Here is a 16,857-nt window from a genome sequence, read left to right on the forward strand (position 1 = left end):
ATCAATGACAGCGCCCCTCTCCCCGTCACTATACGGGGAGAGGATGCCGGCAGGCAGGTGAGGGGCGGCGCCGAATTTCCGCCAGGGAAGACTCGGAAAACGCACTCCTCGCTCATCTATCTATTCTTCCCCCGCAGGGCAACGATGGCCGCCGCCGTTTCCTCGATCGAGCGGCGGCTGACGTCGATCATCGGCCAGCCATGGCGCGTGCAGATCTTGCGGGCATAGGCGAGCTCCTCGCCGATTGCGGCGCGGTCGACATAATCCGATGCCTCATACGAGCCGCTGTTGCCGAGGATGCGATTTTGCCGGACATGCGAGATGCGCTCGGCGGTGGCGATCAGCCCGACGATCAGCGGCTTGCTGGCGGCAACCAGGCTTTCCGGCACCGGCACGCCGAGCACGATCGGGATGTTGGCGGTCTTGATGCCGCGATTGGCGAGATAGATGCTGGTCGGCGTCTTCGACGTGCGAGAAATGCCGATCAGCACCACATCGGCATCGTCCATGTTGAGCGGCAACTGGCCGTCATCATGGTCCATGGTGAAATTGAGCGCGTCGATGCGGCGGAAATACTCGGCGTCGAGGACATGCTGGGCGCCGACGCGGCGGCCGGCCGGGGTGCCGAGATAGGACTGGAACACGGTCAGCACCGGCTCCAGCACCGATACACAGGGCAGGCCCATGGCCGCGCAGCGCTCGTCGATGCCGCGCGCCAGCTTCTGGTCGACGACCGTATAGAGGATGATGCCCGGTTCCTCCTCGATGTCCTCGAACACCTTCGCCACCTGCTTTTCGGTGCGGATAAGCGGATAGATATGCTCGATGGCGCGCGCATCCTTGTACTGCGCCGAAGCCGCCCGGCCGGCGGCGAGCAGCGTTTCGCCGGTCGCGTCGGAAATCAGGTGCAGGTGGAAGAAGCTCTGGGGTTTGTTCACAGGGGGTCACCTGGGGCTGTGGGCTTCTGTGGATAAAGCGGGATGAAAAGACTGGCCTGTCGGAGGCGACTGTATCAGATGGCAGTTTGTCCACAATTCGATGCGCTGTCAGCTTCGTCGGGCGATTGGGGACAAGTTTGGGGGCGGCTTTTTTCGACTACGGTCCGTCCACAGGACCCGCCTTTCACCGCAATGCCTAACGCTTTGACTCGATTGATCGATTCCGAGCCATCCCCAGAACCCTACATCTGGGAAAAAGAAGCACGCGACAATATGTTGGCTGGTGTTTTCCGGGGCAAAGCGGGACAGGTGACAACCACCAGAACCAACAGACTCTTAGAATCAGAAGAATCTTAGATATAAGAATCTTTGATTATAGAAGAGGCTGGGAGAAGCGAGCGCCCGATGCCCCAGAACCGGATCATGCTGGATGTCCTGAAGGGCAAGGCTCATTTTCCGCCTCCGCTCTGGATGATGCGTCAGGCCGGACGCTATCTGCCGGAGTATCGGGAGACACGCAGGCGAGCAGGCTCGTTCCTGGACCTCTGCTACGATCCCGACCTTGCGGTCGAAGTGACCTTGCAGCCGATCGAGCGTTTTGGTTTCGATGCCTCGATCCTGTTTTCCGATATCCTTGTCGTTCCGCATGCGCTTGGCCGTGACGTTCGCTTTGAAGAGGGCAGAGGGCCGCTGCTGACGCCGATCACCGCGCCGGAGATTTTGGCTCTGGAAGGCAAGGTGTTTCACGTGAATCTCGAACCGGTCTATGAGACGGTTCGCCGGTTGCGGGCCAAACTGCCCGAAGAGACAACCCTGATCGGCTTCTGCGGCGCGCCGTGGACGGTGGCGACCTACATGATCGCCGGTCATGGCACGCCCGACCAGGCGCCGGCGCGGCTTTTTGCCTATCGCGAACCGGTGGCCTTTCAACGATTGCTGAAGGTGCTTGCCGAACATTCGGCCGCCTATCTCATCCGCCAGATCGAGGCGGGTGCGGATGTGGTGCAGATATTCGATTCCTGGTCCGGCGTGCTGGACGATGAGAGTTTCGACCTGTTCTGCGTTCAGCCGATGGCCGAGATCGTTGGCCGGGTGCGGGCGGTTCATCCCGATGTTCCGATCATCGGTTTTCCCAAGGGTGCCGGTTCGCGCTACCGGACATATCGACAGAAGACCGGCGTGACGGCGCTGGGGATCGACTGGACGGTACCCCTGATCGCAGCGAAGGAATTGCAGCGCTCGGGTGCGGTTCAGGGCAATCTCGATCCCTTGCGGCTCGTGGCTGGCGGCAAGGCGCTGTCGGATGGCGTCGAGGCGATCCTGAGGGCGCTGGGAGACGGGCCGCTGATCTTCAATCTCGGTCACGGCATCACGCCGGAGACGCCGATCGCCCATGTCGAGGCGATGGTGAGTCAGGTGCGGAGCGCGACACGCTGATGGCTGAGATGAAAAACGCGAACAGCACCGGTCAGGCGATGATGCGGATGATATCAGGTATCGCGGTGCTGGTCGTTCTCACCGCGCTTTTGTATTTCGCGGCACCCGACAGCTTCTATCTCTGGGCAAAGGCGATCCATATCCTCGCCGTCATCTCATGGATGGCGGGCATGCTCTATCTGCCGCGGCTGCTGGTCTATCATGCCGATGCCGAGAAGGGCTCGGTGCAATCGGAGACCTTCAAGGTGATGGAGCGGCGCCTGCTGCGCGGCATCATCAACCCGGCGATGATCGTCACCTGGGTGTTCGGCCTGTGGCTCGCCTGGAAGGGTTTTGGTTTCCAGGGCGGCTGGCTGCATGCCAAGATCGGTGCGGTGCTTTTGCTGTCCGCCGTTCACGGATATCTGGCCGGCGCGGTGCGCAAATTCGCCGAGGACCGCAATGAAAAACCGGCCAGGCACTGGCGGATGGTCAACGAGATCCCCACATTGCTGATGATCGCAATCGTCATCCTGGTGGTGGTCAAGCCGTTCTGATGCATGCTGCTCAAAAACGGCCAGGAGACAACGACGGGCAGTGATGCGTTTCAAGCCTTCATAGGTCACGCAAAACGCAGCTTGCTCTTTCACCCGACCGACGATAAAAGACGGGTCTTCCTTCCCGTCATGCGCCGCCCCTCATTGTTTTCGGCCGCGCCCGGCATTTGTCGCATCCCGCCGATATTTTCCCAAAGCCTACCCAGACTCCATCTATTCAAGGTCCGTCTATGCAAGAAATGAAACTCGCCGAGTTCAAGAACAAGAAACCGCCAGAGCTGATCGCTTATGCCGAATCGCTCGAGGTCGAAAACGCCAGCGTCATGCGCAAGCAGGAGCTGATGTTTGCGATCCTGAAGAAGCTGGCCGCCCAGGAGATCGAGATCATCGGTGATGGCGTGGTCGAGGTGCTGCAGGACGGTTTCGGCTTCCTGCGCTCCGCCAATGCCAATTATCTGCCAGGTCCCGACGACATCTATATTTCGCCGTCGCAGATCCGGCGCTTTTCGCTGAAGACCGGCGATACGGTCGAAGGGCCGATCCGCAGCCCGAAAGAGGGCGAGCGCTATTTCGCGCTGCTGAAGGTCAACACCATCAATTTCGACGATCCCGAAAAGATCCGCCACAAGATCCACTTCGACAATCTGACGCCGCTCTATCCGACCAAGCGGCTGAAGATGGAGATCGAGAATGCGACCACCAAGGACATCTCGCCGCGTGTGATCGACCTGGTCGCGCCGATCGGCAAGGGACAGCGCGCTCTGATCAACGCGCAGCCGCGTACCGGCAAGACGGTTCTGATGCAGAACATCGCCCACTCGATCACCGCCAACCATCCGGAATGCTATCTAATCGTGCTGCTGATCGACGAGCGGCCGGAAGAAGTGACCGACATGCAGCGCTCGGTGAAGGGCGAGGTGATCTCCTCGACCTTCGACGAGCCGGCGGTGCGCCACGTGCAGGTCGCCGAAATGGTCATCGAGAAGGCCAAGCGCCTGGTCGAGCATGGCCGCGACGTCGTCATCCTGCTCGATTCGATCACCCGCCTCGGCCGCGCCTACAACACCGTCGTGCCGTCATCCGGCAAGGTGCTGACCGGCGGTGTCGACGCCAACGCGCTGCAGCGGCCGAAGCGCTTCTTCGGCGCCGCCCGCAACATCGAGGAAGGCGGTTCGCTGACCATCATCGCCACCGCGCTGATCGATACCGGCAGCCGCATGGACGAAGTCATCTTCGAAGAGTTCAAGGGCACCGGCAACTGCGAAATCCAGCTCGACCGCAAGGTGGCCGACAAGCGCATCTATCCGGCCATGGACATCTTGAAGTCCGGCACCCGCAAGGAAGACCTGCTGGTTTCCAAGCAGGATCTGCAGAAGATCTTCGTGCTGCGCCGCATCCTGGCGCCGATGGGAACCACCGACGCAATCGAGTTCCTGATCGACAAGCTCAAGCAGACCAAGACCAATGCGGATTTCTTCGATTCGATGAACACGTAAGAGGACTGGCGAGGGCCAACGGGCAACTGCTTGCGCTGCCCCTCATCCGCCTGCCGGCACCTTCTCCCCGTATAGTGACGGGGAGAAGGGAGATGGCCGCACCCTCGGCGCTCGTTTGAAAATTGGCGAAACCGTCCATGACGGCGTCTTTCTCCCCGTCCCTATACGGGAGAAATGCCCGGCAGGGCAATGAGGGGCGGCGCCAGCGCCGCAATTTTGGGCTGATCGAGCAGCGTTGCCCTTATAGCCCTCGCAACAATCGTTCCAACTCTTCAGCATCCGTCACGACCGGCAAACACACCTGCCCAGTACACAACCATGCACCCGCCTCGTTGGTCGGCGGCAGGATTCCGCCAGGCAGCAAGGGTCGATTCGTACCCGTACCGATCGGCACGACAACGTCGACGCGGCGGGGGTCCGGACTTCGATTCGCAATCGGAACGAGCTTTGGATCGTCAAGCGCATCGACGATGACCAGTTTGAGTGGCTCGATCGCCAGCGCGCAGGCGTTGACGATGCCGGCCTGGCCATAGGCCTGGTGCGCCGCGCGGCCGGCGGCGTGCTCGGCAACTTGCCAGGCCCTTTCCTGCAGGTCGAGATTGCCGGTGACGGAGGCCAGCCGGACCAGTGCCTCGATGATCTGGCCGGTGGCGGAGGGAATGGCCTCGTCGACATCGCCGCGGATGCGGATCGGCACGTCGGTGCTGTCCGAGGCGGTCAGGTAATAACCTGTCTTTTCGGTATCGGCGTACCAATGGTCGAGCTGCTCGATAAACTGGCCGGCCTGGTCGACATAGCTCCAATTCCCAGTGGCCTCGAACAGCGAGATCGCTGCGTTGGCCATGGCGGCATAGTCGCTGGACAAAGCAGGGAATAGTTTTCTGGCGCCGAGCATCGAATGCGGCAGACGGCCGTCGCGGCCGGCGGTGCTGATGTGGGCAAAGGCCTTTGCCGCCGCGTCGATCCAGTCGGGCCGCGCCAGCGACCGGCCGGCCTCTGCAAGCGCTGCGATCATCTGGCCGTTCCAGTCGGTGAGGGTCTTTGCGTCAAGACCGGGCCTGACCCGCTGTTCCCGCACGGTGAGGAGTTTCGCCTTGAGCGGGCCGATCTGTTCGCGATCGATCACATAGTGCGATTGTTGGGACAGGGTTTGGTGGACGACCGGCTTGCCTTCCCAACCGTGCGGGCTGGAGAGGATGAAGTCCTTGAAAAACAAAGCGGAATCGTCGCCGAGGGCGGCTTCTATCTCTTCTCGGCTCCAGGTGTAGAACAGCCCTTCCTCGCCGTCGCTGTCGGCGTCGAGACTGGCGGCAAAAGCACCGCCGTCGACGCGCATTTCGCGCAGCAGCCACTCGATCGTCTCTTCGATTCGGACCCGGAACAACTCGTTGCCGCTTGCGGCATAGGCCCAGCTGCAGAAGCGGATCAGCTGGGCATTGTCGTAAAGCATCTTTTCGAAATGCGGCACCAGCCATTCGGCGTCGGTCGAGTAACGGCTGAGCCCGCCGGCGATATGGTCGTAGATGCCGCCGCTGAGCATCTGTTCGAGGCTGTTGAGGACGTCGTCGCGATGGCTGGCGTTGCCGTCGCGCAGCCAGGACAGCCACAGCGTTTGCATGAACGGCGCATTGGGGAATTTCGGCGCGCCACGCAAGCCGCCCAGATCGCGGTCAATCATGCCGTCTATGCCCTTGGCAAGCTCAGCCAGCGTGTCGCGATCGAGCCCTGTTTTCGCGTGCGAGCCGGCGAGCCGGGCTTCGACATGTGTGGTCAGGCCGTCGGCGCTCTGGTTGAGGCTCGCCCGCTTCTCGCGCCAGGCCTTGTCCACCGCCTCCATTACCTGGATGAAACCGGGGCGGCCGTAGCGTGGCTCGCGCGGAAAGTAGGTGCCGCCCCAGAACGGCTTGCCGTCCGGCGTCAGGAACATGGTCAGTGGCCAGCCACCCTGCTCGCCCATCGAGGACAGCGCCGCCATATAGATCTGGTCGATGTCGGGGCGCTCCTCGCGGTCGACCTTGATATTGACGAACAGACGGTTCATGACGGCGGCGACACCATCGTCCTCGAAGCTTTCATGCGCCATGACGTGGCACCAGTGGCAGGCGGCATAGCCGACCGAGAGCAGGATCGGCCTGTCCAGCGCCTTGGCCTCTTCGAGCGAAGCCGGCGACCAGGCCCGCCAGTGGACGGGATTGCCGCTGTGCTGCTGCAAATAGGGGCTGGCTTGTTCAGCAAGCAGGTTTTGCGTGGGCAGCGTCACTGGGCAAACTCGGGTGCGATTGGCTGATGGGCGTAAAGCTAGGGCGGTTCGGTAGAGCGGGCAAATGATTTCAGGCGATTCCATCGTAGCGCTGTCGAGCGGCCGGCTCCCGGCCGGCGTCGCCGTCATCCGTATTTCCGGCCCACAGACTCGATTCGTAGTCGAAACGATTGCCGGGGGTATGGTTAAAGACCGCGTCGCGGTCTTGCGCAGATTTACAGCGCCCGATGGAACCGTGCTCGATAATGGCTTGGTCATCTTCTTTCCCGGACCGGCCAGTTTTACGGGCGAGGATGTGGCGGAATTCCACGTTCATGGCGGACGCGCCGTGGTGGCCAGGATCCTGGAGACGATTACTGGTTTCGACGGCATCAGGCACGCGGAACCGGGCGAATTCACGCGCCGCGCCTTTCTCAACGGCAAGGTCGACCTGGTCGAGACCGAGGCGCTGGCGGACCTCGTCAATGCCGAGACGGAGGCGCAGCGGCGTTTTGCCGTTCAAAATGCCGAAGGCGTTCTCAGCGAACTCTATCTCGGCTGGCGCCGCCGACTGATCAACGCCCGCGCCATGATCGAGGCCGAGATCGATTTTGCCGATGAGGACGATGTCCCCGGTTCCGTTTCGGATACGGTTTGGTCCGATGTCAAAACTATGATCGGCGAGATCGACCGGCACATTGCCGGATTTCGCGCCGCCGAGATCATTCGCGACGGCTTCGAGGTCGTTATCCTTGGCGCGCCCAACGCCGGTAAGTCGAGTCTGTTCAACGCCCTGGCGCGGCGGGATGCCGCTATAGTAACGGATGAACCCGGCACGACGCGGGATCTGCTTGAAGTGACACTTGATCTCCAGGGGCTGCGGGTCCGGCTTACAGATACGGCCGGGCTGCGCGATGCGCCGGGGAAGGTCGAGGCGATCGGCATCGAGAAGGCCAGGGCCAAGGCGCATGGCGCCGATCTCTTGCTCTTGCTGCAGGACATCGCGAACCCAAGAGATGTCGGCGAGCTGCCGACTGTGGCGCCGACCGTGCGCGTCGGCACCAAGCTCGATCTGCTGGAAGACCGCGCGGCGAGTGACGCGACGAAGGATTACGACCTTGTCATTTCGGTAAAGAACGGGACGGGCGTCGAGGAACTGCTGGGGAAAATCGGCCGGCGGGCAGCGGATGCAGCCGGCAGCGTCGGCGATGTCCTGCCGTCGCGCCTGCGCCACGTCGAATTGCTCGGCGCAGCGAATAGCCACCTGCGTCGCGCAACCGACGGCCAGACTGTCGGGCAGGAATTGCGCGCCGAGGAGTTGCGGCTTGCAGCAGATCGTCTGGGCCGTATTGTCGGCGCCATTGACGTCGAGGACATGCTGGACGTGATTTTCTCACAGTTCTGCATTGGGAAATGACTCACGTGAAACGATGCGCTCTCGTAAAATGACTCAGTTTGTCGATGCAGAGATTTTGATGGACCGTTTGCGGAACGCCCCATCGCTTCGTCATCCCCGGGCGGAGCAAGGAACGTAGCGACGCGGCGCAGACCCGAGGATCCATGCCGCGACTTCTGAGCGCGCGCCACGATGCAGAATTCTGATCCGCTGTACTCTTTGGCCAAGATCACGGCATGGAATCCTAGGGTCTCCGCGACGTCGCTTCGCTCCTGATTTGCCCTAGGATGACGAATGTTGCGAACGTTTGGGTAAGACCTTCGAGCAGCGGCAAGGTGCGACTCACGTGAAACATCGGTGCCCCGATGACTCACGTGAAACACACGTGATGGCGGTGCACGGCTGTTTCACGTGAAACGACTCGCGGAGTTTTCTTGACAGCCAAGCCTCGCGGGGACATGTGTCCCTCAATCATTCGAGTCTGGGAAGTTTGTGATGACCAATCACTATGATGTGGTTGTGGTGGGCGGCGGTCACGCGGGTTGCGAGGCGGCCAGCGCTGCCGCGCGCGCTGGTGCCAAGACCGCACTGGTGACGCTGCGCTTTGATACGATCGGGGTCATGTCCTGCAATCCGGCGATCGGCGGGCTCGGCAAGGGCCACCTGGTGCGCGAGATCGATGCCATGGACGGGCTGATGGGGCGCGTGGCGGATGCGGCCGGCATTCAATTCCGCCTGCTCAACCGCCGCAAGGGTCCCGCCGTGCGCGGCCCTCGTACGCAGGCCGACCGGAAGCTTTATCGTCTTGCCATGCAGGAAGTGATTCGGCAGCAGAACGATCTCGACGTGGTCGAAGGCGAGGTGCTGGATTTTGAGATCGCCGATGGGCGGATCACGGCTGTTCTCCTGGCCGACGGCAGGCGGCTTGGCTGTGGTGCGGTCGTCCTGACGACCGGGACTTTTCTGCGCGGCCTCATTCATATTGGCGAGAAGAAGATTGTCGCCGGCCGCATGAACGAGCAGGCCAGCCTTGGGCTCTCGGCGACGATGGACCGCGCGGGCTTCAAGCTTGGACGGCTGAAGACCGGCACGCCGCCACGGCTCGACGGCCGGACCATCGACTGGGCGTCGCTGGAAAGCCAGGCCGCGGATGAGAATCCGGTGCCGTTCTCGCTGATGACCGACCGCATCACCACGCCGCAGATCGAGTGCGGCATCACCCGTACGACCACGGCCACGCATGAGTTGATCCGCGCCAATCTTGGCCGGTCGGCCATGTATTCCGGCTCGATCGAGGGCGTCGGGCCGCGTTATTGCCCGTCGATCGAGGACAAGATCGTCAAGTTCGGCGATAGGGACGGGCACCAGATCTTTCTGGAGCCGGAAGGGCTGGACGATGATACCGTCTATCCCAATGGGATTTCCACCTCGTTGCCCGAAGATGTGCAGCTCGATATATTGAAAACCATTCCGGGGCTGGAGCGCGCAATCATGCTGCAGCCCGGCTATGCCATCGAGTATGATCATGTCGATCCGCGCGAACTGCATCAGACGCTGGAGACGAAGCGCATCGGTGGTCTCTTCCTCGCCGGTCAGATCAACGGCACGACCGGCTATGAGGAAGCGGCCGGGCAAGGCTTGCTCGCAGGCCTCAATGCGGCGCGGCGGGCGGCGGGCAGCGAGCAGATCGTGCTCAGCCGCACCGAAGCCTATATTGGCGTGATGGTCGACGATTTGACCAGCCGCGGCATCAGCGAACCCTACCGGATGTTCACGTCACGGGCCGAGTTCCGGCTATCGCTGCGTGCCGACAATGCCGATGAGCGACTGACGCCTCTGGCTGCGAAACTGGGCATCGCCTCGGCACAGCGCATGCAGCGCTACGGGCAGGTCATGCAAAGCCTGGATGAGGCGCGGGATTTGGCGAAGTCGCTCGCCATGACGCCGAATGAGGCGGCGCGGCACGGGCTGGACATCAACCGGGATGGCGTGCGCCGGTCCGGCTATGAATTGCTGTCCTATCCCGACGTCGATGTCGCTTGGCTGGCCGGCGTCGATCCGCGCTTTGCGGCGATCGACGGCAAGACGGCGGAGCGCCTCGAGACGGAAGCGAAGTATTCTGTCTATCTCGACCGCCAGAAGACCGACTTGGCGCAGATCCGGCATGAGGAGAGCCGGCTGATCCCCGAGACGGTCGATTTCGCCGGAGTGCCGGGTCTGTCGAACGAGCTGAAGCAGAAGATGCAGGCGCGGCGGCCGCGCTCCATCGCCGATGCCCAGCGCATGGAAGGCATGACGCCGGCGGCGCTGGCGATCATCGTCGCGCATGTCCGTCACGCGGAGAGCGCCCAGCGCCCACAAAAGGATGTTGCGTGAGTTCTTTTTCCCTGGAGAGCCTGCAGGATGCGGCAGGCCCGGTTTCACGTGAAACATTCGATCGGTTGGTGGCGTTCGAGCAGATGTTCCAGAAATGGAACCGCAGCATCAATCTGGTGGCGCAGTCGACGTCGGGCGATGTCTGGCAGCGCCATATCCTGGACAGCGCCCAACTCGGGCGCATAGAACCCGTTGCCACACGCTGGGTGGATCTCGGCTCGGGCGGTGGATTTCCAGGCCTTGTGATGGCGTTCCTGCTGGCCGAACGCGACGGCGCCAGCATCGATCTGGTTGAAAGCAATCGCAAAAAGGCATCCTTCCTGCAGACCGTCGTCGGCCAGTTCAGCCTGCCGGCGCGGGTCGTGGCGCGCCGCATCGATGACAGCCATGCGCTGGTTTCGACGCCGCAAATCGTCACGGCGCGGGCGCTGGCTCCGCTTTCGACCTTGCTGGACCTGTCGGCGCCCTGGCTGATTTCGGGCGCGCGCGGCCTGTTCCACAAAGGCCGGGATTACCGCACCGAAGTGCAAGAAAGCGTTCACCGATGGTCCTTCGATCTGGTAGAACATCCAAGTGTGACCGACGTTGGCGGCGTCATCCTGGAATTGTCCAACCTGCGACCTGTCTGATCCGTCACTGACAGGCGATTTGGCGCCCAAAATGAATTTCTGGCATAAACCCATGATGAAGAATGGCCCCCGAATCATCACCGTAGCCAACCAGAAGGGCGGTGTCGGCAAGACGACGACTGCCATCAATCTGGCGACCGCGCTGGCTGCGATCGGCGAAAAGGTGCTGATCGTCGATCTCGATCCGCAGGGAAATGCCAGCACCGGTCTGGGCATCGACCGCAAGGACCGGACGGTGTCGTCCTATGACGTGTTGACCGGCGAGCTGGAGCTGGAAGCCGCGGCCATCCCCACAGCCGTGCCGGGCCTGTCGATCGTGCCGTCGACGCTCGATCTGCTCGGCATCGAAATGGAGATCGCCTCCGCGCCCGACCGGGTGCTCAAGCTGCGCAACGCGCTGCGCGCCGCCACCGAGCGCGGCGCACCGTTCGGCTATGTGCTGATCGACTGCCCGCCATCGCTCAACCTTTTGACCTTGAATTCAATGGCTGCAGCCGATTCTGTTCTTGTGCCGCTGCAATGCGAGTTTTTCGCGCTAGAAGGTCTCAGCCAGTTGCTGGAGACGGTCGAGCAGGTGCGCCGCTCGATCAATCCGGATCTCACCATCCAGGGCATCGTGCTGACCATGTATGACGGCCGCAACAATCTCGCCAACCAGGTCGTGCAGGATGTGCGGGCGCATATGGGCGACAAGGTCTACGAGACCATCATCCCGCGCAATGTGCGGGTGTCCGAGGCGCCGTCCTACGGCAAGCCGGCGATCCTCTACGATTTGAAGTGCTCGGGCAGCCAGGCCTATCTGCAACTGGCGTCGGAAGTGATCCGCCGCGAGCGCAAGTTACGCGCCGCTTGATGAGGCCGGATGCATAGTTAAGAGCCGATTCGATACCGAAACGATTTGGAATAGCCAACTGGAATAAAGATGAGCGAAGATCTTTCGAGAAAGAGACTTGGGCGTGGGCTGGCGGCGCTGATCGGCGAGATCGATCGCCCAGTAGCGCCTGAAAAACCTGGCATGAGCGCCGACGGCAAGGTGCCGATCGAGTTCCTGACCCCCAATCCGAAGAATCCGCGCCGGCATTTCGGCGACGCCGAGCTGACCGACCTCGCCCAGTCGATCCGCGAACACGGCGTCGTCCAGCCGGTGGTGGCGCGGCCTTCGCCGACACAGGCCGGACGCTACGAGATCATCGCCGGCGAGCGGCGCTGGCGTGCAGCGCAGCGCGCCGGGCTGTCCGAGATCCCGGTCATCATCCGTGAGGTCAACGATCGCACCGCACTCGAACTGGCGATCATCGAGAACGTCCAGCGCACCGATCTCAACGCGGTCGAGGAAGCGCTCGGCTATCAGCAGCTGATCGACGAGCACGGCTACACCCAGGCCGATCTCGGCCAGGTGATCGGCAAAAGCCGCAGCCATGTCGCCAATACGCTCAGGCTCTTGAAGCTGCCGGACGTGATTCGCGACATGCTGGTCGACGGCGCGCTGTCGGCGGGTCATGCCCGCACGCTGGTGACAGCGGAAGATCCGGCCGGCCTTGCCAAGCGCATCGTCGAAGAAGGACTTTCGGTGCGCCAGGCCGAAGCGCTGGCGCAGATGCCGGCCGGCACCAGCAGCGCCAGGGAAGCCAGGCCGGCGCCAAGTCCTGACGAAAAGGACGCCGACACGCTGGCGCTGGAAAAACTGTTGACCGATACGATCGGCATGATCGTGTCGGTGGATCACAAGGGCAGAGGCGGCACGCTTCGGGTAGCCTATCGCTCGCTGGAGCAGCTCGATGAGTTGTGCAGGCGGCTGAAGCAGGAACGATAATTAGCCGGCGAATTATCTTCTGAATTGAGCATGGGCTGGCGATTGCCAGCCCTTCTCTTTTTCAGCGATGATGATTGGCGAAATCGGCGACGCCGCTAATCTCCCTCCTTGAGGGGGAGATGGCCGGCAGGCCAGAGGGGGTCGCCTCACACCAAGCGCCGGCGCCCTTGTGGAAACGAAGAGGAGGCCAGCGCTCCACGCGCAACGACCCCCTCTGTCGCCTTCGGCGACATCTCCCCCTCGAGGGGGAGATCAGGCGCGCTGCGCCAGCCTGCTGCTTTCCACCGCAATCCCCAGCAATGCCTGCCGTGCCAGCGCCACGGAAAGGTCCGGCCGCCGTCGTGTCTGCAACACCGCCGTCTGCAGCCGGGTCAACGCGCGGCCGAGCGCGTCGGTGCTCCAGCGCTCCAGTGCCTTCTCGACCAGCTTGCGCCTGGAGAAAAACACCGGTGGCCGGGCGGCGGCGACGACCGAGGCGGCGTTGCGGTTGCCGGACTCCATCTGGCCGCGCATGATCTGGATCTGCTGCAACTGCCGCATCGCCGAGGACAGCACCAGGAAAGGCTGGCCGCCGGACTGGCAATGGCGAGTGAAGGCGGTGTCGAAGTCGCCGATCTTACCTTCGAGGAGCGCGTCGACCGCGTCGTCAAAAGACGCGCCGGAGACGTCGCCCGACATCGCCTTGACCTCCTCCAGCCCGATCTCGCTCTGGCCATGGGCGTAGAGCACGAGCTTCTCGATCTCGCCGCGCGAGGCCAACCGGTCGCCGCCGAGATTGCGGCGCAGCGCCTGTCTCGCCTCCATGGTCATCGACATGCCGGCCTTGCCCAGTTCGGCGTCGATGACGCCGTCGATGTCGCGCGCTTCATCGGCATAGCAAGGCAGCGCCATGGCGTTGTCGGCCGCCTCGACGATGGCGCGCAGGCCGACACCCTTCTTGAGATCGCCGGCCTCGATGAGAATGATGGCATCCCGCGCGGGCTCCGCCGTCAGCGCCTTGACGTCGTCGGCCAATGCCTTCTGGCCGCTGGCATTGCGCACCCACAGCAGCCGCCGGTCGGAAAACATCGGCACGGTGCGGGCCTCGTCGAGCAGCCGGCCCTCGTCACGGTCGACCTCCGAACCCTCGAGCCTGACCACCGAGAAGGGATCGTCGAGCGGCAGGCCGGTCTTGCCGGCAAACGCCTTCGCCCGCTCGGAGACGAGGCCGCGATCGGGGCCGTAAAGCAGGACGATCGAAATGCGCTGGTCCGGCTTCGCGAGCCAGCTGTCGACCTCGTAAGCTTTCTTCTGTGCCATGCCGGGTTGGTTAGCATGATGCGGGCGTGGGGTGAACCGGGGTGTGCGTGATCTCCCCCCTCGAGCGGGAGATGGCCGGCAGGCCAGAGGGGGTCGGTTCGACTGGATGCGACATTTTATGCGCCGAAAGAAGAAGTTGGCGCTCCATGCGCGGCGACCCCCTCTGTCGCCTTCGGCGACATCTCCCCCTCAAGGGGGGAGATTACGCTTCGCGCTTCCCCAATCACCCTATCTGCCAGCAAACCCGGCTCAATCTTGCGTCTAATTGCGCGCCGGCGCCCAACATCGACAAGAAATTTCGCCGACATATCTTCATCTTGGTGCGTGGGAGGCTGGATCGGCCGGCGCTGCCGGGACCGACGTCCGCAGGCTGCCCGACGAATTCGCACTGGCCTGGCGGCGCAGATATGTAAATATCGACACCAGGCAACATTGGAGGACAAAGGTCATGGCCGATGCTGGGATGTTGCGTTTTCACGTTCCGGAACCGGAAGTGCGGCCGGGCGGGACGCCTGATTTTTCCAATGTGCCGATCCCCAAGGCCGGCTCGGTGCCGCGCCCCGAAATCGATGTCGATCCGCGCACCGTCCGCGATCATGCCTTCTCGATTATCCGCGTGCTGAACCGCACTGGCGAGGCCGTCGGTCCCTGGGCCGGCCTGCTCTCCGATGAGGAACTTCTGGCCGGCCTGCGCCACATGATGACGCTGCGGACCTTCGACGCGCGCATGCAGATGGCGCAGCGGCAGGGCAAGACCTCGTTCTACATGCAGCATCTGGGCGAAGAGGCGGTGGCTTGCGCCTTCCGCAAGGCACTGGCGCCGGGCGACATGAATTTCCCGACCTATCGCCAGGCAGGGCTGCTCATCGCCGACGGCTATCCGATGGTCACGATGATGAACCAGATCTATTCCAACGAGGCGGATCCGCTGAAGGGCCGGCAATTGCCGGTCATGTATTCGTCGAAGGAGCACGGCTTCTTCTCGATCTCCGGCAATCTGGCGACGCAGTACATCCAGGCGGTCGGCTGGGCGATGGCCTCGGCGATATCGAACGATTCGCGCATCGCAGCCGCCTGGATCGGCGACGGCTCGACGGCCGAATCCGATTTCCACTCGGCGCTGGTGTTCGCCTCGACCTACAAGGCACCGGTCGTGCTCAATGTGGTCAACAACCAGTGGGCGATCTCGACCTTTCAGGGCATTGCGCGCGGCGGCTCGGGCACATTCGCGGCAAGGGGGCTCGGCTTCGGCATCCCGTCGCTGCGCGTCGACGGCAACGACTATCTCGCCGTCCATGCGGTGGCCAAATGGGCGGCGGAGCGGGCGCGCAGCAATCTCGGGCCGACGCTAGTCGAATATGTCACCTACCGTGCCGGCGCGCATTCGAGCTCGGACGATCCGTCCGCTTACCGGCCAAAGACCGAGTCCGACGCCTGGCCGCTCGGGGATCCGATCGTGCGGCTGAAGAACCATCTCATCGCGCTCGGCGTCTGGTCGGACGAGCGGCACGCGCAGGCCGAGGCGGAAATCCTCGACACGGTTATCGCGGCGCAGAAGGAAGCCGAAAGCCACGGCACGCTGCATGCCGGCGGCAAGCCGTCGACGCGCGACATGTTCGAGGGCCTCTACGCCGAGATGCCGCCGCATCTCAGACGCCAACGCCAGCAGGCGGGGGTCTGAGCCATGCCGAGACGGACCATGATCGAGGCCATTCGCGATGCCATGGACGTGTCGATGGGGCGCGACGACAAAGTCGTCGTGTTCGGCGAAGATGTCGGCTTCTTCGGCGGTGTCTTCCGCTGCACGCAGAGCCTGCAGGCCAAATACGGCAAGAGCCGCTGCTTCGACGCGCCGATCAACGAATCCGGCATTGTCGGCTCGGCCATCGGCATGGCCGCCTATGGGCTGAAGCCGTGCGTGGAGATTCAGTTTGCCGACTACATGTATCCGGCCTACGACCAGCTGACCCAGGAAGCGGCGCGGCTGCGCTATCGCTCGAACGGCGATTTCACCTGCCCGATCGTGGTGCGCATGCCGACCGGCGGCGGCATCTTCGGCGGCCAGACGCACAGCCAGAGCCCGGAAGCGCTGTTCACCCATGTGTCGGGGCTGAAGACAGTGGTGCCGTCCAACCCACACGACGCCAAGGGGCTCTTGATCGCGGCGATCGAAGACCCCGATCCGGTGATCTTCCTTGAGCCGAAGCGGCTCTACAATGGTCCGTTCGACGGCCATCACGACCGGCCGGTGACGCCGTGGTCGAAACATGAGCTCGGCGAGGTCGCCGACGGCCACTACACTGTGCCGCTCGGCAAGGCGGCGATCCGCCGGCCGGGTTCCGCCATCACGGTGCTCGCCTACGGCACCATGGTCTATGTCGCGCAGGCCGCGGCCGAGGAAACCGGCATCGATGCCGAGATCATCGATCTCAGGACGCTGCTGCCGCTTGATCTCGATACGATCGTCGCATCGGTGAAAAAGACCGGGCGCTGCGTCATCGTGCATGAGGCGACGCTGACGTCCGGCTTCGGCGCCGAACTGTCGGCGCTGGTGCAGGAAAACTGTTTTTATCACCTCGAAGCGCCGGTGGCGCGGGTCGCCGGCTGGGACACGCCCTATCCGCATGCGCAGGAGTGGGATTATTTCCCCGGTCCCGCCCGGGTCGGCCGTGCCCTGCTTGAAACCATGGGAGCCTGA

Annotated in this window: 13 protein-coding genes; 10 read left to right on the forward strand and 3 right to left on the reverse strand. The window is 62.9% G+C overall.

Features of this window, described 5'->3' with window-relative positions:
- Window positions 1-116 precede the first annotated feature (116 nt).
- The gene (locus EJ079_RS07265) at window positions 117-938 is read right to left on the reverse strand and encodes a pyruvate, water dikinase regulatory protein (protein ID WP_127320737.1); all 822 of its coding nucleotides are present in this window, start codon (window positions 936-938) and stop codon (window positions 117-119) included.
- A gap of 405 nt (window positions 939-1,343) precedes the next feature.
- Between EJ079_RS07265 and hemE the strand changes: the two genes are divergently transcribed.
- The 3 genes from hemE (at window position 1,344) to rho (ending at window position 4,407) form a co-directional block, all read left to right on the forward strand.
- Window positions 1,344-2,375 carry a uroporphyrinogen decarboxylase gene (gene hemE, locus EJ079_RS07270; protein ID WP_127808581.1) on the forward strand — a complete coding sequence of 344 codons (1,032 nt, stop codon included), beginning with the start codon at window positions 1,344-1,346 and terminating at the stop codon, window positions 2,373-2,375.
- On the forward strand, window positions 2,375-2,911 hold the full coding sequence (hemJ, locus tag EJ079_RS07275) for a protoporphyrinogen oxidase HemJ (protein WP_127808583.1): 537 nt from the start codon (window positions 2,375-2,377) through the stop codon (window positions 2,909-2,911). The genes hemE and hemJ overlap by 1 nt, the downstream gene beginning before the upstream one ends.
- Window positions 2,912-3,141: 230 nt before the next feature.
- On the forward strand, window positions 3,142-4,407 hold the full coding sequence (rho, locus tag EJ079_RS07280; protein WP_127268017.1) for a transcription termination factor Rho: 1,266 nt from the start codon (window positions 3,142-3,144) through the stop codon (window positions 4,405-4,407).
- 241 nt (window positions 4,408-4,648) lie between these two features.
- Here the strand turns inward: rho and EJ079_RS07290 are convergent, their stop codons facing one another.
- Window positions 4,649-6,667: a thioredoxin domain-containing protein gene (locus EJ079_RS07290; protein WP_127808585.1), complete on the reverse strand. Its 2,019-nt coding sequence runs from the start codon at window positions 6,665-6,667 to the stop codon at window positions 4,649-4,651.
- Between the two features lie 64 nt (window positions 6,668-6,731).
- Between EJ079_RS07290 and mnmE the strand changes: the two genes are divergently transcribed.
- The 5 genes from mnmE (at window position 6,732) to EJ079_RS07315 (ending at window position 12,860) form a co-directional block, all read left to right on the forward strand.
- On the forward strand, window positions 6,732-8,063 hold the full coding sequence (mnmE, locus tag EJ079_RS07295) for a tRNA uridine-5-carboxymethylaminomethyl(34) synthesis GTPase MnmE (RefSeq protein WP_127808587.1): 1,332 nt from the start codon (window positions 6,732-6,734) through the stop codon (window positions 8,061-8,063).
- 474 nt (window positions 8,064-8,537) lie between these two features.
- Window positions 8,538-10,418 (forward strand): tRNA uridine-5-carboxymethylaminomethyl(34) synthesis enzyme MnmG, encoded by a 1,881-nt coding sequence (gene mnmG, locus EJ079_RS07300; protein WP_127808589.1) that lies wholly within the window; start codon window positions 8,538-8,540, stop codon window positions 10,416-10,418.
- Entirely contained in the window at window positions 10,415-11,047 is a 633-nt protein-coding gene (gene rsmG, locus EJ079_RS07305) for a 16S rRNA (guanine(527)-N(7))-methyltransferase RsmG (RefSeq protein ID WP_127322417.1), read from the forward strand. The genes mnmG and rsmG overlap by 4 nt, the downstream gene beginning before the upstream one ends.
- A 52-nt stretch (window positions 11,048-11,099) precedes the next feature.
- The gene (locus tag EJ079_RS07310; protein WP_081738757.1) at window positions 11,100-11,900 is read left to right on the forward strand and encodes a ParA family protein; all 801 of its coding nucleotides are present in this window, start codon (window positions 11,100-11,102) and stop codon (window positions 11,898-11,900) included.
- A gap of 69 nt (window positions 11,901-11,969) precedes the next feature.
- Window positions 11,970-12,860 carry a ParB/RepB/Spo0J family partition protein gene (locus EJ079_RS07315; protein WP_127808591.1) on the forward strand — a complete coding sequence of 297 codons (891 nt, stop codon included), beginning with the start codon at window positions 11,970-11,972 and terminating at the stop codon, window positions 12,858-12,860.
- Between the two features lie 252 nt (window positions 12,861-13,112).
- Here the strand turns inward: EJ079_RS07315 and holA are convergent, their stop codons facing one another.
- A complete protein-coding gene (gene holA, locus EJ079_RS07320; RefSeq protein WP_127808593.1) occupies window positions 13,113-14,159 on the reverse strand; it encodes a DNA polymerase III subunit delta in 1,047 nt (348 codons plus the stop codon).
- Window positions 14,160-14,607: 448 nt separating this feature from the next.
- On the opposite strand from holA, the gene EJ079_RS07325 reads away from it, so the two are divergent.
- Window positions 14,608-15,840, forward strand: a complete 1,233-nt coding sequence (locus EJ079_RS07325) for a 3-methyl-2-oxobutanoate dehydrogenase (2-methylpropanoyl-transferring) subunit alpha (protein ID WP_127808595.1) — start codon at window positions 14,608-14,610, stop codon at window positions 15,838-15,840.
- A gap of 3 nt (window positions 15,841-15,843) precedes the next feature.
- Window positions 15,844-16,857 (forward strand): alpha-ketoacid dehydrogenase subunit beta, encoded by a 1,014-nt coding sequence (locus tag EJ079_RS07330; RefSeq protein ID WP_127808597.1) that lies wholly within the window; start codon window positions 15,844-15,846, stop codon window positions 16,855-16,857.

Source organism: Mesorhizobium sp. M7A.F.Ce.TU.012.03.2.1, from assembly GCF_004006095.1.
Classification (GTDB): domain Bacteria; phylum Pseudomonadota; class Alphaproteobacteria; order Rhizobiales; family Rhizobiaceae; genus Mesorhizobium.